The sequence below is a fragment of the Xanthomonas sp. NCPPB 2866 genome (assembly GCF_041475745.2).
In the GTDB taxonomy this organism is placed as follows: Bacteria; Pseudomonadota; Gammaproteobacteria; order Xanthomonadales; family Xanthomonadaceae; genus Xanthomonas; species Xanthomonas arboricola.
Genome location: NZ_CM192975.1, coordinates 1,876,011 through 1,895,941, shown reverse-complemented (window position 1 = coordinate 1,895,941; position 19,931 = coordinate 1,876,011). Strand labels below are relative to the sequence as shown.

Below are 19,931 nucleotides of genomic sequence, written 5' to 3'. Positions count from 1 at the left end.
CGTTTGCCGGCTGCCATCCGGTCTCCAAATCGCCGGCAGCACGGCTGTGCCCCAACGGCCAGAATAGCCAGGCGATGGCCACCGATCAGCCTTGCCCCGATTCACTGCCGTGGCCGACATCAATCTCCTCTACGACGGCAATCTCGCTCACCAGCCAGCTGTATGCATCGCTGAGCGCATCGGCGATGTCTTCTTCGCTCTCGCATTCGACCGTGGCTTCCATCGGCAACGCGGGACGCTTGCCATCGGTTTCCCACACAATGCCTTGCACGTGAAACGCTCTCATTTCCTGCTCCTTGGACGTGCATCTGCCTTGGCAGTCTAGCTTCGGCAGACCGCACAGGTGAAGGAGGGCTATGCTACCTGCTGGCAGGCTTACGGCGCCGCCGACTTCGCTGTGCTCCGGATTCTCGCTTGTGCTGTGATGAGAGAGCACGATTCAAGAGGACCGGTGCCCTATAAGGGAAAGCAGAATTCCAACAATCAATCAGCAACCCTACAATGTAGGAACTGGGACAGCATCTGGAGGATGCAATGCCGACCGATAATGAAACTGAAGAGCATTGGCGTTGCTGGCAATCGTTCTCCCTTGAAGCTTATACGCGTTTTCAGACGGCCCTTGAGCGACACAGGGACCGGCATCCAAGCCTTACCTCTTACGATATCGTTCAAAAGGTCAACGAAACAAAAGGAACCTTCGCCTGGTTTTGGGGAGCTTCCAGCGAAGTCCAAGAGAGCATCAACTTACTCAATGCTTGGGGAATTCGTATTCACGAGTGGTCAGCCTGGAACAACGTTGTTTCGAACTATCAGGAGGAGGAGCGCAAATGGGAAATTCTTAATCACTTTTTGGAACCGATCGCTTTCTATTGCATGCTTCAGCCCAGCAGCTTCGCAGACCGTCTAGCTTTGACCGCAGAAAATCTTATCCATCAAGCCAACCAATTTGTTTCCCCAGAAGAGCCTGACCGGCTTGTGCAGGACGATCGCCCTGGGAAACCATTGCGAAGATCAGATAGGCGAAAACAGCTGGGCAAGTTGGGAGAGCGCTGGACAAAATTTTCGGATTTCCAGCGAAATCTGCACCTTCTGGATGGGGATGAATACTCCGGTCTGACGAGCAATTTCCGTGACCTAGCTGCACACTCCTTCTCCCCTCGCCTACTTCTCGGCCAAATTTCACGCTCGATTCGCTCAATCGTCCCCTTTCCCGAGATGGCTAGGCAGGATGACGGAACCTACCTTGAAGTCGAGCACCCTACGAAAACGGCAGTGAGTTATGCCATGATTTGCCAAGAGCCACTTTCTCTTGAAGAGACACATGATGCCAACCTAGCTGAATATCAAAGAGCAAAGTTGGCGATGGAAGCTCTAATCGCTCTCACATATGAGTTATGCAATGCAATAGATCAAAGATAAAAAATTCAAAAGCAATTCCCGACTTCAATTAAATAAAAATTGAATACCTCACACCGCCCTGCATGACAACATGCTCACTAGATATTAAATCATAGCCGCTCACTGTATGGGCCCAACACGTGGCCATCAATGCCCCACCCAAAGCTTGCGCTTTACATAAATCTTAACGGCGTCTGACACGCTCTCTCCAAGCACGATCGACTAATTCTGGATTGATGGCTGCCTTCAGAACCCGAAGTGCGTTATCCGAGTAACGAGGATGCTTTTGGGAGCCGAACTCAAAAACCATAACATTCGCTGGATCCTCATCCACACGTAGTAGATCTCGCACCGCCTTGGCCTTGCTGTTAGTCAAACCAAGCTTATCCGCAAGAGCACTAGGGCTTAAGTGATACTTCCTTTGAAGATCCACCTCGCGGATAGCGGCTGCCCCCTCAGGATCGTCACCAGACACATAACGAATTCCAGGAGCATCTGGGGCCTTGGTGATTCGAACACGAATAGTGGGACCCTCACCTGCAACATCGGTTGCCAATGTCATCAGGCGCGGAAATACCTGTTCCACCGGCGTCCCGCCCTTGATTGCCTCTTCGATTCGATCCAAGTCTCGTCTTGACACCGAAACCTCTTCGCTCACGTGTGCTTCCATCGCCAATAAGGCAGTGATTCGCCCTCTCGCCTCATCACGAGCACGGCGGCCCGGGGCTAACAGCTCTCTAATTTGAGCGTACTCCCGATTAACCAACATGATGAAATCGGGAATGGGCTGCGTCGAAAGCGGAAGAACTCGCAAAGGAAGGTGATCAGCAAGAGAGTCATCGAAGTGAAGAGAAAGAATTTCATCCAACGTTGTAATAAGTGCTCGCGAATTGATATAAAGCGCGTCCTCAGGAACAACGATCATCCAGTGTTGAGCTTGATCTCTCATAGCATCAATAACCCGAATAGACCCTGCTTGAGCTACGGTTAGCCAACCTTTTGACAGCCCGATTTTCAAAGATCTCTCAAGCCCGATAGATGTCCCCTTTTCTTTGTCAAATACATCCTCTTCTTTTTGAACTAAAAGCGCTTTCGTAAGCATCTCGCTAGCATGTTGCAGCAGCAGCAAGATTACCTCGGGGCGACCAACATCATCGTGACTATTAAAGGCTTCAAGTCCTCGGCGCAATGAGGCCAAAGACTTGGATTTCAGTGTTCTAGCTTCCCGCTTAAGCTTCATCGCCTTCTCCTTTGAAGTTAAAGGGTAGCAAAGAGGGGGCGGGCTATGCCCACCCCCTTGCGGCCAGGCTGGTGTGCTGCCGGCCACCGATGACCAGGTGGTCGAGGACTCGGATGTCCAGCAGACCCAAGGCCTGCTCCAGGCGCTTCGTGACTTTGCGGTCGGCTTCGCTGGGCTCCGGATTCCCGCTCGGATGGTTGTGGAAGAGGATGACGGCGACGGCGTTGAGGTCCAGGGCACGCTTTGCTACGACTCGCGGGTGGACATCGCACCCGTCGATGGTGCCGCTGAAGAGGTGCTCGGTGGCCAAGATGTGGTGCTTGGTGTCGAGGAAGATGCATCCGAAGACCTCACGCGGCAGGTGGGCGCAGCGGGCGACCAGGTAGCTGCCGGCTTGCTCCGGGCTGTGGATGCGGCCTTGGCGTTGAAGGCGCTGCTCCAGGATGGTCGCGGCGGCGAGTAAAATACCCTCCTCGTCCATCTGGAGTTGGTATTGAGCCTTCAGGTCTTGGGTGCGCTTCATCGGTTCTTCTCCACCAGCGCGTTGTGCGCCTCGTGGGAACCGGCAGGCGAAGCGTTCGGCTCGACCGCACCCGGGAGCGAGCACCGTTAGGCGCACAGCGGAGGGCCGCAACAGAGCGCCAGCGCCGAGAAGGAGGCCTGTCCTTGCGGTCGGGACAGCGAAGCCAAGATTCCCTTCAAGAGGCCCAGCGCATTGTGGAGAAAACACCATGCATGCCAACAAGGCTTACGGGCCAAACGGCGTGCGGATTGACGAGGCGACTGACGTTGTCAGCAGGCTATGGCTGGGTTTTGCAGCCATTGATGAAGCCACTACGTAGCTTTGCTTGCTTGCCTTACGCACGCATCACTGCGCACGAGAAGCACGCAACCATCGGGATGGCCTTGGCAACACTCATGAACTCAGACTTGGTTTTCGGTGTTTTCCAGTCCGTGCCAGGACAAGATTTCCTCGGCCTGACGGCCGACGAACTGTGCGTCTTCGCTCGTCGCTGCCTTGCTCTCGATGGCGGCGGCCATGACTGTAAAAGCTCGCCAAAAGTGGCGGCGATCAGGACTCGACGCCCGCAATGTCGGAACGGCTGCATCCAGGCGTTCGAGGTGGATGCGCAACTCGGCTCTGTCCATAACCCCAAGTATCGGCAATGCTGTCGCATCGCCTGAGACACACGGTCAGCCCCTCTTCAAGTCGCCAGTTGACATGCCAGGTGGCGCTCTGCTTCAACCAGCTTTCTAACGTCTTGGGAGGGCTTTCGCCATTCCGTTTTGTTCCGTGGTTCATATACAGGACTAAGCCGGAGGTATGCTGAGCCAACGGGCAAACTCAGATGCGCGGCCCCTAACAGGGACTGAGAGATTAAGGTTAAACAGGTAGGTGACGTAGGTGCTTATTGAGCATCCATCCAATGAAGAACCTTCCTTCCTCATCGACTGACTGCACGCGTCGCCACTTCCCTGCCGCCTCCAGAACTTGGACTTCATCTCCCTTCACTAAATGACCAGTTACGGGTCCTGACCAATGGTCGCGAATCGGCGCGCGTCCGACGGCCACTTCATAACTCTGTTCGAGCTGCTGTAGCGCGAGCGACGCGCGCATGACTTTGAGCAATTCAACTGAGCTTTGATGGTGCTCCAAACCTTGAGCCATCTCGGCCTGATGCTGTTGGCGAATAAGTGACACCAATTCCGCGTGATCCTCGTCGTTGCCCTGCTCTGTGTAAAGGAAGCAGGCGAACGGAAGCAATAAGGCATAGGCATTCCAGCGTTCGGAAGGAGTAACCCCAAGCCTCTGCAAGCACTTGAGGAAAGAAAGAAGCCACGACACGATCCAAGCACTGTCACCCTCTGCTGCAACGGCAACATCACTGGCCACAGCATCAGGTTGCTCAAGACCTTCGGCTTCCTCAACTTCCTCAAGGAAGCGACGGATGCCCTCCTGAACTCGCTCGCTAGGCAGCTCTTGGAGCCAGGTCTGGAACGTAGGCGACTGCGCCACTTGATGGACCATGCTCAACCGGTCTTGAATCTCTTGCGCGACCAAAAGTACAGGACTTTTGGCTACATTCACTCTTCGCTGAAGTTCAATGGCCACATCGCCCACCATCGACAGCCGGCTCTGCCAGACCTGCGCGTTGCGGGCCAATTGTTGGATGCCGACGGACAAGACCTCGAACACGGGGGCCCATACCTCGGTGGCTTCCTGAAGCGCGGCTGCGCCAACCTGGGCAACACGGGCCAGCTCATAAGCCGGCCCCGTGGCCGCGAGGGCATCCACCGAGCGCAACCGGGAAGCGTGTTCCAAGGCTGTAGTAGCTTCCCAATGTCGTGTTACTGATCGTCGGGCCGAGTGATCCGCAGCGTGAGCTGCCTCAACGAGGGACTCGCTCCCCAGCCACAGGCGCAGTCTCTGCCGATTCGAGCTCTTCTGCAGCGCAGCGACCAATCGATCTACAGCTGGCCGGTCTTGGCAACTTGACATTGCCTCCGGTTCAACCAACGTCTTTTTGTCCTCGCCATCAGGTTCATTTTCAACGTTCGTAGTCACAGTGCCGTTCTTTAAAGGTAAGTCCACATACTATTAAACTAACGGTGCTAAGCGTGCTTGACGATGAAGTTGCCTATCGGCGTGCGCCCATCGACGACGGGGAACTTAAGCGGTTTGAAGGGGTGCTATCCCAATTGTGGCGCCGGGAAGGCGGGCTCAACGCCCCCGAAGGCGTGACTGTCATTCAGGAGAGGTGATGCGCGATCGGATAGAGCTTTGGAAGCGCGTCTACGACACCGACGACAATGCCATATCCAAAGCGTTGTCGAAGCTTGCGTGGGACTTGACCGCGTTCACTTGCGTGGTGGAAATAGTACGACAGGCGCCCGATGGCGAGGATGGGAAGCAGCTCAATGGGATGGTGCTGGAGATGCTCGTCTCGGGCTTCTGGAGCAGCACCATGCAAGGCGTTCGGCGACTGGCCGAGCGGGATACCATCCACGGTCAACGTGGGGTGTGCTCCATTGGTGGCCTGCTACTGGACGCGAAAGCGGTCCGGCAGCGCATCACCCGTCGGGTATTCGTCGAGGACATCGCCAGCCTCGGCTACAACTATGCGGCCATTGAAGAGCAGTATCGGCAGTTTCTGCGCGCCCAAGCACCAGGCCAAGCTCACTGGGTTCCTCGGGACTATCACTACGAACCCTCGGCCCAACGGCACGCCGTTTTCGACTGGCTGAGCGGGACCACGCCCGGCACGTCCACCCCCGATGATTTGATTCGAGAAGAGGTGTTTGACACGCTGGAGCGCCGCCTAGCGCGCCTGGACGGCGTAGTGGAACACGTCAACGTGGAAATCGCTCACGCGGCCACCGAGTTCAGCCGCACCGGTCGAGCGCTCCAGCAGTGGAACCTGGACGACGCCAAAGGTGCCATCAAGGAGTTGGCCCAGATCGCGCAGCTGGTGGGCGAGTGGTTTTGCTTCAGCGGCATCGGCAGCGTTCTTCCCCACCCCCAGTTTGACCAGTTCGCACACTTGGACCAGCCCCTATTCAATGGGGACAGGCAGCAACTCCAAACAACGTGGGACGCTCTGGAGCAAGAAATCCGGCAATGGCACGACGTGGACCCGCGGGCGCTTTAGTATGCTGGGCCTCATAGACGGCAACAACTTCTACGTCAGCTGCGAGCGAGTGTCCGAACCCGCGGGCTATGTCCGCCCGGGCGATTTGTTCGCCCAAGTGGACCACGCTCCAAAGCCTTGATGGACATCATGGACCGCGCGAACACCCAGTTCGGTCGCGGCTCAATGGCCATTGCGTCGTCCGCCAAGCGGGTGCGCGGGGGCGAGCAACGCAGGTAGGTGTGGGCCATGAACCAGACAGCGTTGTCACCGGCTTACACTACAAGGTGAGATCAGCTTGTCCGGGTGCGTTAGTGCCGGATACGATCGAGTCACTGGTCCAATGCAGGCCCTGCGGGTCCGTCTAAACTCCCCTTCAAGAACAGCCACAAAGAGTTTGTATGACAAAATCTAGGAAGGATGAGCTCAACGAATGGCAGTGGCCACACCGCCCGACGAATGAGGTCGAGTTCGACGCCATGATGACGTCACTCGACAGTCGACTCTCGGCGAAGGGCATCGAACCGCACCGTCGCGGGATGATGGCTTCCCTGCAGGTGTCCTGGACGTTGAAGTTGGATGGAACTCCGATCCTTGGCGGACCGACGGACAGGGGTCCGCCTTTCTCCCCCCGTGATCTTCTTGCTCGTGTTCACGCATGGTATTCCGATCACTACGGCGATGCGATGAAGGTCGACTTTTCACCTGGAACCTTTCTTGTGGTTGTCAACGCCAACCTTTGGAGGATTCGCCTTCCGATGATCATGGGTGAAGGAGTGGTCGTGGTTGATCGAGATCTTTCAAAGGTCCAACAGAATACTGTCGGCAGAGGTCCAGCAATCCACAACGCATTGTCTTCGGTAGAAGGTCTGACTCAACCAATGGCAAACAAGTTGACAGACCGAGAACTCGTCTTCTTCCATCGGGCCTTTGTGCACGGATGGCAAGCCATCATGACTTTTGATTCTCTCCGCGGCCATCCGCTCTTCGCCCATGCGAAAGCAGATTTTAGGCACAGCGTCGAAGCCATCTCAAGCGGGCGAGAGTATGGGAAAGCTCGATGGGAGGCCGCCCAGTGCGCGGAAAAGTTACTGAAGGGCTTCCTTGCCCGGGCTGGACAGGCATACCCGACGAACGCCGGGAAGGGTCACGATCACGTCCACCTTGGCAAACTCTTGGATGAAAAACTCGGAATCCACGTAGACGAGCGGATTCTGTCCACCCTCAAGACTTCACCAGCTGTTCGATACGGCGAAGAAGCCAGCTCTCTGAGCCAGGCGATGGATTCGCATAGCGCTCTGTTGGCGCTGCTCAGAATTCTGGGTTCGCATGATTCCGTTCAGAACGATCACGCGGACACAGGGACGGAGAAGTAGCGTTGCAGATCACTTCCTTCAGCAACTGCTGCACCTGACGACAATCTCCTGCGCCTTCGCGTTCCTGGCCGCTTCTAGCTCGTCCCGCGTCATTACGATCACACTTCCCATCTCACCCCCTGTTGTTAGCAAAAACCACCAATAGATCCCCTCGACATAGTAGCCGAAGGCTGAGTGCCGGCAACTATATTATCGCCTTGGAAGCAATGCTCCCGGTCAAGCGTCTCTCTGGCTGGGACATGCCGCGCTAAATCGCCCCAAGAGCAACGGCTCGTTCACCGTGCAGGAGATTTCACACAAGTGGTTTGCCTGCTCCTCGAAACTCACAGCCAAGGCATCGTAATACCAGTGCGATCCGCACGCAGGTAGTCCAGCACCGCGCCCTCGAAGTGGTCCATGTTAGTTAACTCCCGTTTTTGGCTGCTTTATCTACCGAGATAATACTAACATTTGAGCGAGCATTCAGGAATGGTACACCTTAAAAACTAACATAAGGGCTGTTTTAGTTAGCCTATTTGCATTAAACAGTACAATAATGCCAGGGCAAATCACTCAAAAATATTTCGCCAACCAGTTCTAAATCATTGAATTACATGGATCTGCCGGGTTGGAACCGGACATAATAATTTTGGCGCAAGTCCATGTGGCACCGTTGCGGTAGAGTTTGCTTCAGGAAAAGAAAAAAATTGCCCGTTTTGATTGACGAATTTCCGGGCTGTTTTATCACTACTTCCATTGAAACAATGGAAGCAAGCAATGTCCTCTATCGTCCAGCAACAGCTCCGCGATTACATCACCTCCCCGTTTGGGCTCCTACAAATCAAGGATGTCCATGTCGGCAACGTCCGGGCCTCCGAAATCAACATTACGGGTCGCGAAGCCGCCATCCACGCCCTGGAGCTCTTTGACCGCGCGGATGAGCGCTCCCGTAGAGTGCGCCTCAGTAAGAATCGGACGCTCTACCCCGAGCCCCTACCCCTCTGCTCTCCTGCTCGACTGCTGTCGGTCGAGATCTCGGACTACCTCGGCCATCGCGAGCGGTGCTGCCTGGCAAAGGAAACCGTCGACGACACGGCTCGCACGCTGAAGCTCCTACGGATTGCCTGTGGTGACGTTCCTGTCTCGCGCATCGACCACGCTCACATCTACAAGCTTTGGGACCTGATGCGTTGGGCACCCCCGCTCTTGCTGTCCGACCTTAAGTATCGGGACTACACGTTCGAGCAGGCGGTTGCCCGTGGCAAAGAACTTGGCGTGACGCCGCCCGCTCCCGCCACGCTGGAGAAGCACCGGCGGTTCCTGGTGACCTTCTTCAGCAATCTAGTAAAAGCCAAGGCGATTCCCATATCGCCAATGGATGCGTTCCCGAAAATCAAGAAAGACCTGGTCGTGGACACGAACAAGCCCCAGCGCTTGTTCGACGAGGAAGAGCTTCAGCGCATCTTTTCACCCAAGACGTTCCCGGCCTGGGCCAAGAAGTATCCGCATCGGTGGTGGCTGCCCATGATCTCGCTCTACACGGGCGCACGCATCAACGAGCTCGCTCAATTGAAGGTCGCGGACATCGTTGAGGAGGCCAAGGTCTGGTGTATCCGCATCCAAAAAACGGTCGACGCCGATCTCAGGCATAAGGATCGAGACAGGAGCCGTCAAAGCCTAAAGGGCAAAGCAGCAGTTCGCACCCTGCCCATCCCGAAACCATTGCTGGATGCTGGTTTCCTGGATTTCATTGAGGACATCAAGGCTACTGGCCATCCCAGACTCTTTCCGCATCTGTCTGCGGGCGTGAACCGGGAAACGGGTGAGACCAATGCGCGCTACAGCCAAGGCGCGGTGAACCAGTTCAGCAGCTACATGAAGACCTTGGGCTTCGGAAAGGGGATCGGCGCTCACACCTTCCGCCACACGCTTGCCACCGAGCTTCACCACAAGAACGTGTCCGACCAAGACATCGCCCTCATTACCGGCCATTCGCTGCGGAAGAACGTGCCCGTCTTGCATGACGCGTATTTCCACAAGAAGCCCAAGCTTGCTCGGGCCACGCAGATCAGAATTCTGGGGAAATACAAGCCGCCGGTTGAGCTGCCCAAGTATCGCCGAGGACAGTTCGCCGAACAGTTGTCGGATCCCCGCAAGTTCTACCCCTGACCGCACCTTGCTTTGATATCGCGACTTGCGATCTTGCTGCCGCGTCATCGCCGCAGCAAGGTCACTTGTTTCGACCATCCGTTGCTAAGCAACTGAAAACGGATGCCAGCGACCAAGTAGCGGGCTCAAACCTCAACGCCCTTCTCCACCCTTCCTTCTCCACCCTTCCTTCTCCACCCTTTCGGAATTCAATCATGAGCATCACCAGCACGCCTACTGCCGAACATCTGTCCTCTCTCCTCAATCAACGCCTACCTGGCAAAGTAACCTTTCGAACACCTCGCAGCACCGCAAGCACAGCATTTGTTATGAATGCCGAATCTCACCGCCAACGCCCGCAGCGTCTTGCTGAGAGCGACCTAGCGACGATTTTCGCATCTCCAGCCTACGATCAATGGGCAGCCAACGAACCGCTGCTTTTTTGGGCCCCCTTGCTCGGACTCTACATGGGTGTCCGGGCATCGGAGGCGGCTGCGCTGTCTATCGACGACATCATCGAACCCGCCGGGCTGATGTGCATCGTGCTCAAGAATCGAGCTGCGCCGGAATCGGAAAGCGCCACTGCCTCCAAATACCGAACTCGACAGAGGCATAACACAGGGTCGATTCCGGTGCCGAAAGTGTTGCTTGATGCCGGGTTTCCGGACTACGTCGCAGCCATCAAAAACAAGGACGGGCGGGAACTCTTTCCCACCAGCCAGAGGGAGCGAACAGCCGACACAGCCGCATGGCTTAGGAGCAAGTTCGCTCGATACTTGCGCTCTCATGGCATCGAAAAAAGCGGATTCTCCGCGCTACGCCAGACCTTCGGGGAGCGCTTGATGGATGCTGACATCAGCTGGGCTGATAAAAGGGAGTTGGCCCGAGCGTCAGAGCGCCACTTCCCGGCTTTTACGTGGTTCTTTTACCCAAGTTGTCGGATGAAGCGCCTAAAAAAATCGCTGAATAAGATCTCCTGTGGTGGGCTGACCTTGCCACGCTTTATGGGCGACCAGGTGCTTGTGCGCACGCATGGGGCTGCCCGTTACAGGTGACTCCCCCGCCTCTCCGCTACGGCAACGAGAATGTGGAGGTCGGCCACCAGCCTCCTGGCGATGCTCAATTAGCCGGCCGAGATGGACTCTAGGATCAAAATTTGGTTGGACTTTGCTGGCATTCCTATTGCCGTCTTGTCCGAAGTCTAGAGGCCAGTGCCCTGAATCCTCGGAACGCCTTCGGATCCTTTCGCCATCAGGTCCTTGAGGCTTTCCTGGTCAAAAAGTGGAAGATGGGTCGCGGGTCCAAGTAAGGCGCCAAACGCATGGCGCTCTCCTGACAGGCTCTTGCTGACTACTCCGCGAATGACTGCCCCATCGCCTCCGAGAATCGGACTACCACTCATCTTGCCAGGGATCCTCGCGTCGAACTCAAAACACGGGCCGGGCGTAGACACAGAGCGCGTCTGAGCATTGTCCAGATGGACAGCTGTGGTCGTGCCAACCGAGACGTATAGGTCTTGGCTAAACTGGCCCAACACGACTGCACCATCCACATAGCGAACCGGGATATCGTCCATCTCCGCATAGCCAATCGCAAACACCTGTTCCGACACTTCTACAGGCCTGAGTGAAAGGTTCAGGGGCTGATACGCCCCACCTGGATGCGGCAAAAGCCGGCATATAGCCACATCGGTGTCAAAATCCACCCGATCCCGTTCGTGGAAGAGCGGACTTTCCTTCCAGCCTCCCCAGAACCTACTGGACTGAAATGGGGCGAACCGGACAGCGCTTGGACCGTAGCTCGTAGACGGCAAGGGAAAGAGAACTCCCATCTGAATATTACCGTCAAAACGGACTGCTCCATTTTCATTGATAGCACCGCCATAACCAGAATCTTCTGGGTCTAGGAGCACATGGGCTGCCGTCATGACCAAGCCGGATGCACTGATCACGAAAGCAGTTCCAATGACTCGAAGAAAAGAAGCTCCGGCAACAAGGGCAACAACAGGAACAATGCTTTGTTTAAGAAAGCTGTTGGTAGAACCCGTAGACTCAACAAGCTGCCCGAAGCTAAAACTCCTATGAGTCGTCGGAAACTCGAACCGGTTCGCTATCCAAAAATAGTCCTCCCCATATCCCTGCGCAGGCAAGAGCTTTAAAGGACGCAACTGAGCGATCTTCCACTCGCCTACCGAGCTCTTCTCCCAAAGCGTCTTCAGAATCTCCACGCCCGGCTCGACTGACATTGAGCATCACTCTGAGCCAACAGGCATGACAACGTTTCCGCCCATAGAAAAAGTCATTTCAAACACCTTTTCCCCCGTCCCCTGGACCACGCAGGCTGCTCGCTCCAGACTCCCCATTGGCACGTTTTGTTCAAAATATTTAATGAACATCTTCATGACTTCAAAAACAGCTGCGGGCGTTGGTTTGGTTCCAGGCATGTCAACAATAAGATGACTACTTCTTAGAATACCTTCGCCAACTGCCTTATAATCGAAGTTTATTTGATACACAACTTTTGCTCCCGCCTTATTTGCAGATTCCATATGCCTACCCACAAGTTCCTTTGAGAACATCGGGCTTGCTGCCTTTTGAGAAATTTCTTGCGCTACCAAAGCAGAGAAAAGCGCCAAGGCATGGGCTTCTTGCTGCCGCTCTGGCCGCCATGCGCCCTTACGGCGAACATTGTTGTGAAAGTAGATTCCGCGCTGTTCAACCAGATGATCTATCAATCCATCAACACTATCTGGCAACGACAGCAGTTCTGATAGCTTATTGATTCGAGCAACATCAAAGCTCTTAAGATGCTCGAATGCTTGATGCACCATATTCTTGAATTCAACATCTGCCTTGAGAACGCTCTTAAGGGCGACGGTTTTGAAATGCCCGCCACCATATAACGCCTCAATCAATAGAAAATAGTATCTAAATGAGTCTATGTATCGCTTCTCACCCATTGCATGGCGAGCACTTGATACTAAAGTGGCTTCAAAGCGGGGCCCGGAGGTCCCTTCGGCGCAAAAAATAGCTCGACTCAATAAATCGAAGAGAATTGGAAGATTAGGGACGTGCCTTCCCGACTTGAATGACTTAACTTCTATTTTTCCATCTTCTTCCGGCGTCTCCGCCTCGTAGAATGCCTCAACTTCGTCCATCTCGAGTGCAATATCAAAGTAGCAACTGAGGAAAGCCATTGCATCGACGAGCTGCACTCGAATAAATTCAACATTATGATCTTCATTCACCAAACGGAAATTTCCTCCCGGCTCTTGCACTAATTTAGGCGCCAAGTTTACCGGCTGGCCGGAAAAAACAACCTCCAGCGCCACGGCGATTCCTGCCTCTTCGCGAACTCGGCATACCCCTGCTTGAAATGGGATTTCCCAATGGTCGGGGATGATGATCCGGCGGGTGAAAGGAATGACGTATCGGGCGCGCATTCGGAATCACTTATGGTTAAGAGGATTCACTTCTTTTCGAGCTTTTCCTTGACCAATGTGACAACTTGAGCTCGTTCGTCACGTGACAATTCGGAAAGCGCCAACACCACCTCTGCGGTCGCTTCATCTTCCGCCACCAAGTAGGCCATAGGCACTCCAAGTGTCTCGGCCAGCTTCCCTAGCCCATCCAGGTCAATGCCACTGGTCTCGTTCTCATAGCGATTGACCCGGCTGCTGGCCAACTTCTTATCAAGCCCCATCAGCACCCCCAAAGCCCGCTGGCTTGGGATGCCTTGCAGTTCCCGAGCCTGTTTCAGGCGGGCAGCAAAGAGAGCTCGGGGGGAAGCCTTCGGCACGTGAACGAATGTTGAAAAGTTGGCCGGACAGCATGACTTGCTCCTCCACTGCATGGCAGACTCTTCATGAAATGTAGCACCCTCCACCAACACACGGGGATTTCATGAAGACCGCGAGGATTGCAGGCGCAGCCCTGCTCGCATTGACTGTGGCCAGCGCCGCTCAGGCCCAGGACGCACAAGAACAGAGGCCTGGCTTCTTCCGTCAGCTGGGCAAAGGCTTGGCAGACACCGGCAAGCAGATGGTGGGTATCAGGCCGCAGATCGCTGGCAAGGCCAGCGGTCAGGGGAATAGCTCGATCTATACGCCCATCAGCGGCGCCGGGAAGCTGCCTAACCTCTTCAAGGGCGACAACCACCAGCAGGCCCAGCTCGGGAAGCTGGAGTGGCCTCGGGTGGCGCTGACCTTCACCGAGTGGGGGGCATCCCTGCCCTGCTGGACGGTGGAGGCCCGCATCTGGACTGGCCCCAACGCGCCGAGCGTCGAGACCTTCCAGGCCTGCGCCAACGCTCCGCTGACCGAGACCGACGACCTGGGCGAGACGGCAGAGCTCAATACCTCTGCTCTCTGGAAAGGCCGGGATGTCCTCAACGGCATCCGTGTGCTGCCCAGCAAGCCCAACACGGGCGCCCAGCGCTCCAACGGCCCCAACCCTCCGGCCCAGCCGTTTGTCGTCAATGTGAGCCGGCCCGGCGTGGCTGACCGCGCCGTCGATGTCGCCCTGCGCGTGGCATGGGTCTCGGGATTCATCCAGACCGCAGATCTGCATCCCGGACCGTCGGGGATGCTGACGCCCTTCAAAGACACCAGGCTCTGGATTGCTGCCTTCAGGCCCGACGGGAACCGCGACAAGTAGTAGGTCCCGGCTTGGCCCGCCTTCCCCGTCACCATCCCTCAAAAAAGGAACGACATGAAAAACGCATGGATTGGCCTGGTCGCGTTGACCATGGCCTTGGGCCTGACCGCCTGCGGCGGCAAGCCCTCATCTGACAATGCCAAGGAAGCTTTTATCCGACTGCTGAAAGACAGCGGCGCCGGCCAAGTCACCGACGTCCAGAACTTCGAACTCACTGGCTGCGTTGAAGCCGAAGGAGCCGAGGGCTACCGCTGCGACACGCGCGGCCAGGCCGTGCTCAACATCGAGGGCCGGCAGGTGCCCATCCCGGTCAGTAAGAATCTTCGCTATGCGAAGGCCGACGGCACGTGGAGGGCCTACGCCAAATGAAGACCCGACCCGATTCGATGGCAGGAACGTCCGCTGGCACCGTGGGTGGCTTCCTCGAAGACGGCGCCATGCGCGCTGCCCCTAAAAATGTGACCACCCCGCACAACCGATTCTTCTGGTGGTTCTCGCTGAGCCTGCTCTTCCTGGGACCGTTCGGCTTCATCGTCGGGCCGCTCATGGCTCGACGAGGATTGCGAAAGGCAGAGCACCTCTACGCTTTCGAGGCTCACATGGCCCGCCAGCGTGATCGTGGCTTCAGCTGGTGGCAGTGGTGGGTCATGACCCCGCTGACCGTCATGGGCGCCTTTTGGGTCACTTCGGTGCTGAGCGGCCTCCCGATGGTTCTGTTTGTGCTCTATGCGCAACTGACGCGCTAGACAGCAGGACTACTCGAGAATGCGACGGTGGCCTGCTGCGGCGCCCCAGCCGCCGCAATCAGCGTCCATCAAGGACAAGGCACGCCCAAAGTGAAGCAAGCACCCTGTCCTGGCTGCGACTCCACATCGACGAAGCCGTTGGCCCGACGCATCGTGCCGTAGACCTGAGAGAGACCCAGACCCGTCCCTTTCCCGGGTGGCTTGGTGGTGAAGTAGGCTTCAAACAGCCGTCCCAGCACCTCTGGCGCGATGCCTTGCCCCGTATCGTGAACCTTCACAAGCACATAGCGGCCAGGCGAATGGGATGCGCCGTCGGGCACACGCCCGATGGAACAACTCTCCGTAGAAATGGTGATGGTGCCTGCATCGCCGCACGCATCCCGGGCGTTCACCACCAGGTTCATGATGGCCCGTTCCAAGCTGTGCAGATCCACCATAGCCAGGGGGAGGTTGGATTCCGCTCGGAAGTCGATCGTGATGCCGAGACCCACGGCTTGGTTCAGCAGCGGCAGCATCCCCTGCACGACCCGGCCGACGTCAACATTCTCTGGCAGATAAGGGTGCTGCCGGGCAAAGCCGAGCAGCCGCTGCGACATGGTCGCCCCTTGCTGCAACGCGCTTTCTGCCATGCCCAAAAGCTTGCGGTTCTTATCGTCGATACCCTGGCTTAGAAGCACCATCTCCACCGCGCCGGAGGCCGCCTGCAGCACGTTGTTGAAGTCGTGCACCATGCCGGCCAACAGCTGACCAATCGCGTCCCTTTTCTGGGCCTGCTCTGCGATTGCCTCGGCCATACGCTGGGCGGCCTTTGCAATATTGAGCTCCCCCTCTAGCTGCTGTGCCCGCTGGTTGGCATGGCCCAACTTCTCATCAATGGCATCGGCCAGCTCGGCGTGGGCCAAGGCTAGTTCAGGCTGACTGCTCAAGCTCTCATTGAGCGTGCGCAGCGCCACTTCAGCCTGGCGGCGCTCGGTTACGTCTCGATTGACGGCCAGGACGGCCTCGATTTCCCCGTCGGCATTGGTTAGTGGACTGGTAGAAACCAGCCAGAACCGGCGCTCACCGCTGGGAGTTGTGCAGGCCGCATCGAACTGCCGCCGTTCCCCACGAGAAGCTGCGGAGATTGCCTCTTCGACGGTGTCGCGGACCTCTTCAGGCCATAGAGACGACCACTGTTGCCCCAGCACACGCTCCGCATTCTCCACAGCGATCCGCGCGACTCCGTGGGAGTTCACAAAACGCACCTTGCCGTCGAGAGCAATTTCTTTGATGGAGTCCGGAGACAGCTCAACGATCTGTCGGTAGCGGTCTTGAGAGGGAAGCATCTGGATCATTCAGTGGGGGCAGTTCGGCAATCACGCGCATTTTGCACTGTAGGGGCCAGTGTCGATAGCTAGATCCGCGACCAGACGACCCCCATGGCTTCTCTTGCTGAATGCGTCATCCTAATTGTCGATGACGATGAACTTACTCGTGAGCTGGCGGAAATACTGCTGACCGAACACGGCTATTGCGTGGTAACCGCAGGGGATGCAAGCCAGGCACTGGACCGGCTTGCCGATCATCCTGAGATAGGCTTGATCTTCACGGACTTGCAAATGCCGGGTGCCATGGACGGGAAGGAGATGCTCCACCACCTCCGATTGGACGGATGCAACCTTCCTGCCATTCTCACCTCGGGCATTGGCTACATTCCTGGCGACTTGCCCAGTCGAACAAAATTTCTAAGCAAGCCCTACAAACGCGCTCATTTGGTCAACCGCATCCAGGAATCGCTGGCGGCCTGATTGGACCCTGGACGCGATTATCCGTCGCATCTGTCTTGCAACAAGGGCTGGACCATGGCAAGACGGGCGCTGAGCGCCTTGCGACTCAGTGGCCCCCTCCGTCAGCGCGAGATGGCCCATCGTTCCGCAGTGGAGGTTCCACAGCATAGCGCCATTCTCTGTCAGAAACGTCCTACGCCTTGGTAAAAAGTGGCGGTGGCCGAGTCACGAGCGTCCACAAGATTTGGATTTCTCGCCAGCACTTTTTGACTAGCCGGTAATAGAGCTTCGGCGCTTACCGATAGGTCTTGGCGAGTGGGAGCACGTCAAGAGCATCCACCGTGCCCCTGCCTTATTGCGTTGGTTTGGCTAGAAACCCACGATTGGCGGGCGTGCGGCCTGACATGGCGAGGACTAGGCCCCACGCTCGGGTGGACAGCGCTGCTGGTGCTCTTCGTCACCGCGATCATCACACCGTTTTTCCAGCCGCTGATCGACTACCTCACTGGCACCAAGACGGATTACAGCGCCTACGGCGCGCTTCGCAATAACGCACCAGCAGCCATGCAGCTGATTGGGTATGCATGGATCAGCGCCGTCATCGGGGAGGAGCTGGTGTTCCGAGCGTTTCTGATCCACCAGCTTGAAGCGTTGTTCGACCGCGTTGGCCTAGGCCGCATCGGAGCGGCTGTCGCGGGCAGAGTTGTGTTCGGCGCCATGCACGCGAGTCAAGGCGTTTCGGGAGTTCTACTGACGGGCCTTGTTGGGGCAGTTTTTGGCTATGCATACCTGCGCTCAAACCGAAACTTGTGGGCGCTCATCTTGGCGCACGGGTTGGTGGATACATGGGGCGTCACAACGCTCTACCTTCGTCCAGAACTTCGAACTGACCGGCTGCACCAAGGCCGAGGACGCCGACGGCTACCGCTGCGATACCCGTGGCCAAGTGACCCTGGAAATCGCCGGCAGGCAGGTTCCCGTCCCCGTCAGCAAAAATCTCCGCTATGCGAAGGCCGACGGCACGTGGAGGGCCTACGCCAATGAAGACCGAATCGAATTCGATGGTTGGAACGGCAGTCGGCGCCGTGGGAGGGCTTGGCGGGGACGGCGCACTGCGCGCTGCCCCCCAAAAAGGTGACCACGCCGCACAACCGGTTCTTCTGGTGGTTCTCGCTGAGCCTGCTCTTCCTGGGCCCGTTCGGTTTCATTGTTGGGCCACTCATGGCTCGACGGGGTCTGCGGAAAGCCGAGCGGCTCTACCCGTCGGAAGCACGGGTTGCCCAAGCGCGGGATACCGACTTCGCTTGGTGGCAGTGGTGGGTGATGACCTCGCTGACCGTAGTGGGAGCTTTCTGGGTCAGCTCGATGCTCAGCGGACGTCCCATGGTGCTGCTCGTGTTGTGGCTTCAGTTGACCAGCTGAAGATCTTGCTCCTGCCTGACAGCACAAAACTCAAACATGGAGGAGTCGCTCAATACGCCAGTCACCGAGAGGAATCAGCTCTGGAAACTGCGAGGCCGGCATCACTGCGGGCCTCTTCGTATTGGGTCGAGAAAACCGCCATGAAATACTATGATTTTGGGCGCTCGCGATATCTCTTTTCAAATTGAGACCTCAGCTCCCCAATACCCGCACCAATGCACTTTTCGTCCTTGCAAGGCCTAATCAGAGGCAACCCACTGGAGAAGGCCCATTCCAGGGGGTCTCCATCATAAGGAGGCAGCAAAATTGTCAGATCGCAGGACCCATCAGACTTTAGCTTGACTTGAATTCGATCCCAAGAATCGTTTTGCCACGCCACCCCTTGTTCAAATTCCAACAACTCCAGCGCATCTGAAGGCCCACTTTTGCATCCATTGGGCTCGAGAACAATCACCTTAGATGCAGGCTTGGATCTCCCTCGCATAGACCAGACCCTGTCATGAACGGAGTCGTTAGCCAACTGTCGGTTTATTTCGTAAGCCCCTTCGGCAATGCACCATGCTGACAAACGAATCTCGCACCGTGAGGGAGGCGCAGCTGGCGCCTGGGTTCTAGGCGAAGCGGTTACAAAACCGCTTCCAAGAAGTCCGACCATGCCTGCAATAAGTGATAATTTGTTCACTAACAACCTCCGTTCGCCGCGCTTACGCCCTTATCGCAGGAGTTTACATTGGTCTTGGCATTGATGATCTCTCCAAGGCTCTGAGAATTTGCCGGCTGGCCAGAAAGATCCTTCATCACATTAGCTGGACCTGCGACATCGGCCGGAAGCACATTTCCATTAGCGTCAACCCCGCCCGCATATTGATCCCCTGCGCCGCCGGCATGGCCAAGTTCGTGCGATATCGTTAAAGTTGTTGCCGCATCTGCTCCACCGGCACCAGCGGTCACTTTGTTACTGCCGATAGCGTTAATTTGGGAACGTCCACTTTTAGTGACACCAGCCGTATCAGGCACGACGTTAACGACGTTGACGCCTTTCCCCCCTGTTGTTTGATAAACACCTTGCGCAGTCATTGTGACCTTGACGCCATTTACAGTGACGGTCCCAGAGAAATCTTGAGCAATCTGTGCATTGACGGAGGCAGCCGTGAAATTGGATGTTGGCACGCCAGTCATCGTCCATGGAACTGTAAAGGTCACTCGATCGGGCGCTGACCAGAAAAGTCTACCGTCTCGCCCATCCGGGTCAGTGAACCGATACGGATTGTTGTTTGCATACCAGTAGCGATTGAAGTTAGCCGCCAATACCGAGTCCGCGGCCACCGGATCCACGCTCAAGAAACGGCACTTAACCTGATGGGCGTGTTCAGTGCTTTCGTACTGGTAAGCGGGTTACCGATGTCCTGTTCGCCTGGGGGGGCGACATTGACAGATAGAAATAACATGGGAGTATCAGTTCATGAAATGAGGATAAAGCATGAAAAACATGGGGAAATTTGATTTAGGTCAAGTGACAGATTTGCTGAAGGCAGTCGCAGAGCCACGCTTTCTCATACCGATTTTTGCGTT

The 19,931-nt window shown here is 56.3% G+C and carries 19 protein-coding genes and 3 pseudogenes; 12 read left to right on the top strand and 10 right to left on the bottom strand.

What is annotated here, in order from left to right; genetic code table 11:
• Positions 1–85: 85 nt before the first annotated feature.
• The gene (locus tag ACCQ04_RS08210; protein ID WP_046932570.1) at positions 86–286 is read right to left on the bottom strand and encodes a hypothetical protein; all 201 of its coding nucleotides are present in this window, start codon (positions 284–286) and stop codon (positions 86–88) included.
• A gap of 248 nt (positions 287–534) precedes the next feature.
• On the opposite strand from ACCQ04_RS08210, the gene ACCQ04_RS08205 reads away from it, so the two are divergent.
• Positions 535–1,419: a hypothetical protein gene (locus tag ACCQ04_RS08205; protein ID WP_152666598.1), complete on the top strand. Its 885-nt coding sequence runs from the start codon at positions 535–537 to the stop codon at positions 1,417–1,419.
• 163 nt (positions 1,420–1,582) lie between these two features.
• Here ACCQ04_RS08205 and ACCQ04_RS08200 read toward each other — a convergent pair whose 3' ends face one another.
• The 4 genes from ACCQ04_RS08200 to ACCQ04_RS08185 all read right to left on the bottom strand — a co-directional run bounded on the left by ACCQ04_RS08200 (position 1,583) and on the right by ACCQ04_RS08185 (position 4,961).
• Positions 1,583–2,638: a DUF8611 domain-containing protein gene (locus tag ACCQ04_RS08200; RefSeq protein WP_080949664.1), complete on the bottom strand. Its 1,056-nt coding sequence runs from the start codon at positions 2,636–2,638 to the stop codon at positions 1,583–1,585.
• Positions 2,639–2,681: 43 nt separating this feature from the next.
• Positions 2,682–3,161, bottom strand: coding sequence for a JAB domain-containing protein (locus ACCQ04_RS08195; RefSeq protein WP_046932572.1), 480 nt, complete (start codon positions 3,159–3,161; stop codon positions 2,682–2,684).
• 401 nt (positions 3,162–3,562) lie between these two features.
• The gene (locus tag ACCQ04_RS08190) at positions 3,563–3,787 is read right to left on the bottom strand and encodes a hypothetical protein (protein ID WP_046932574.1); all 225 of its coding nucleotides are present in this window, start codon (positions 3,785–3,787) and stop codon (positions 3,563–3,565) included.
• Between the two features lie 235 nt (positions 3,788–4,022).
• Complete coding sequence (locus ACCQ04_RS08185) at positions 4,023–4,961, bottom strand: SH3 domain-containing protein (RefSeq protein ID WP_152666600.1); 939 nt, start codon at positions 4,959–4,961, stop codon at positions 4,023–4,025.
• A gap of 439 nt (positions 4,962–5,400) precedes the next feature.
• On the opposite strand from ACCQ04_RS08185, the gene ACCQ04_RS08180 reads away from it, so the two are divergent.
• The 4 genes from ACCQ04_RS08180 to ACCQ04_RS08165 all read left to right on the top strand — a co-directional run bounded on the left by ACCQ04_RS08180 (position 5,401) and on the right by ACCQ04_RS08165 (position 10,825).
• Positions 5,401–6,288 carry a hypothetical protein gene (locus ACCQ04_RS08180; RefSeq protein ID WP_046932577.1) on the top strand — a complete coding sequence of 296 codons (888 nt, stop codon included), beginning with the start codon at positions 5,401–5,403 and terminating at the stop codon, positions 6,286–6,288.
• A gap of 380 nt (positions 6,289–6,668) precedes the next feature.
• Positions 6,669–7,643: a HEPN domain-containing protein gene (locus ACCQ04_RS08175; protein ID WP_046933740.1), complete on the top strand. Its 975-nt coding sequence runs from the start codon at positions 6,669–6,671 to the stop codon at positions 7,641–7,643.
• A gap of 756 nt (positions 7,644–8,399) precedes the next feature.
• Positions 8,400–9,791: a site-specific integrase gene (locus ACCQ04_RS08170; protein ID WP_372358727.1), complete on the top strand. Its 1,392-nt coding sequence runs from the start codon at positions 8,400–8,402 to the stop codon at positions 9,789–9,791.
• Positions 9,792–9,985: 194 nt separating this feature from the next.
• Entirely contained in the window at positions 9,986–10,825 is an 840-nt protein-coding gene (locus tag ACCQ04_RS08165; protein WP_372358726.1) for a site-specific integrase, read from the top strand.
• Between the two features lie 146 nt (positions 10,826–10,971).
• Here the strand turns inward: ACCQ04_RS08165 and ACCQ04_RS08160 are convergent, their stop codons facing one another.
• The 3 genes from ACCQ04_RS08160 to ACCQ04_RS08150 are packed head-to-tail and all read right to left on the bottom strand — an operon-like array spanning position 10,972 to position 13,568.
• On the bottom strand, positions 10,972–11,997 hold the full coding sequence (locus tag ACCQ04_RS08160; RefSeq protein ID WP_372358725.1) for a S1 family peptidase: 1,026 nt from the start codon (positions 11,995–11,997) through the stop codon (positions 10,972–10,974).
• Positions 11,998–12,021: 24 nt separating this feature from the next.
• On the bottom strand, positions 12,022–13,212 hold the full coding sequence (locus ACCQ04_RS08155) for a hypothetical protein (protein ID WP_147295424.1): 1,191 nt from the start codon (positions 13,210–13,212) through the stop codon (positions 12,022–12,024).
• Between the two features lie 26 nt (positions 13,213–13,238).
• Positions 13,239–13,568: a helix-turn-helix domain-containing protein gene (locus tag ACCQ04_RS08150; RefSeq protein WP_372358724.1), complete on the bottom strand. Its 330-nt coding sequence runs from the start codon at positions 13,566–13,568 to the stop codon at positions 13,239–13,241.
• Positions 13,569–13,672: 104 nt separating this feature from the next.
• On the opposite strand from ACCQ04_RS08150, the gene ACCQ04_RS08145 reads away from it, so the two are divergent.
• From ACCQ04_RS08145 to ACCQ04_RS08135, 3 genes are read left to right on the top strand one after another with little or no spacing between them, the layout of a single operon-like run.
• Positions 13,673–14,425: a hypothetical protein gene (locus ACCQ04_RS08145; protein ID WP_255085864.1), complete on the top strand. Its 753-nt coding sequence runs from the start codon at positions 13,673–13,675 to the stop codon at positions 14,423–14,425.
• A 54-nt stretch (positions 14,426–14,479) separates the two neighbouring features.
• Positions 14,480–14,794, top strand: a complete 315-nt coding sequence (locus ACCQ04_RS08140; RefSeq protein WP_255085865.1) for a hypothetical protein — start codon at positions 14,480–14,482, stop codon at positions 14,792–14,794.
• A complete protein-coding gene (locus ACCQ04_RS08135; protein ID WP_255085867.1) occupies positions 14,791–15,171 on the top strand; it encodes a hypothetical protein in 381 nt (126 codons plus the stop codon). The genes ACCQ04_RS08140 and ACCQ04_RS08135 overlap by 4 nt, the downstream gene beginning before the upstream one ends.
• Positions 15,172–15,239: 68 nt before the next feature.
• Here ACCQ04_RS08135 and ACCQ04_RS08130 read toward each other — a convergent pair whose 3' ends face one another.
• Positions 15,240–16,505 (bottom strand): two-component system sensor histidine kinase NtrB, encoded by a 1,266-nt coding sequence (locus tag ACCQ04_RS08130; RefSeq protein WP_372358723.1) that lies wholly within the window; start codon positions 16,503–16,505, stop codon positions 15,240–15,242.
• 84 nt (positions 16,506–16,589) lie between these two features.
• On the opposite strand from ACCQ04_RS08130, the gene ACCQ04_RS08125 reads away from it, so the two are divergent.
• The 4 genes and pseudogenes from ACCQ04_RS08125 to ACCQ04_RS08110 all read left to right on the top strand — a co-directional run bounded on the left by ACCQ04_RS08125 (position 16,590) and on the right by ACCQ04_RS08110 (position 18,359).
• Entirely contained in the window at positions 16,590–16,958 is a 369-nt protein-coding gene (locus tag ACCQ04_RS08125) for a response regulator (RefSeq protein ID WP_104589025.1), read from the top strand.
• Positions 16,959–17,291: 333 nt separating this feature from the next.
• A pseudogene (locus ACCQ04_RS08120) lies at positions 17,292–17,807 on the top strand (CPBP family intramembrane glutamic endopeptidase); the annotation flags it as partial.
• Positions 17,785–17,976 (top strand): annotated as a pseudogene (locus ACCQ04_RS08115) (hypothetical protein); the annotation flags it as partial. The pseudogenes ACCQ04_RS08120 and ACCQ04_RS08115, both read left to right, overlap by 23 nt.
• Before the next feature lies 1 nt (position 17,977).
• Positions 17,978–18,359, top strand: a pseudogene (locus ACCQ04_RS08110) (hypothetical protein).
• Positions 18,360–19,040: 681 nt separating this feature from the next.
• Here the strand turns inward: ACCQ04_RS08110 and ACCQ04_RS08105 are convergent.
• Positions 19,041–19,700: an RHS repeat-associated core domain-containing protein gene (locus tag ACCQ04_RS08105; protein WP_372358722.1), complete on the bottom strand. Its 660-nt coding sequence runs from the start codon at positions 19,698–19,700 to the stop codon at positions 19,041–19,043.
• Positions 19,701–19,931: the final 231 nt, after the last annotated feature.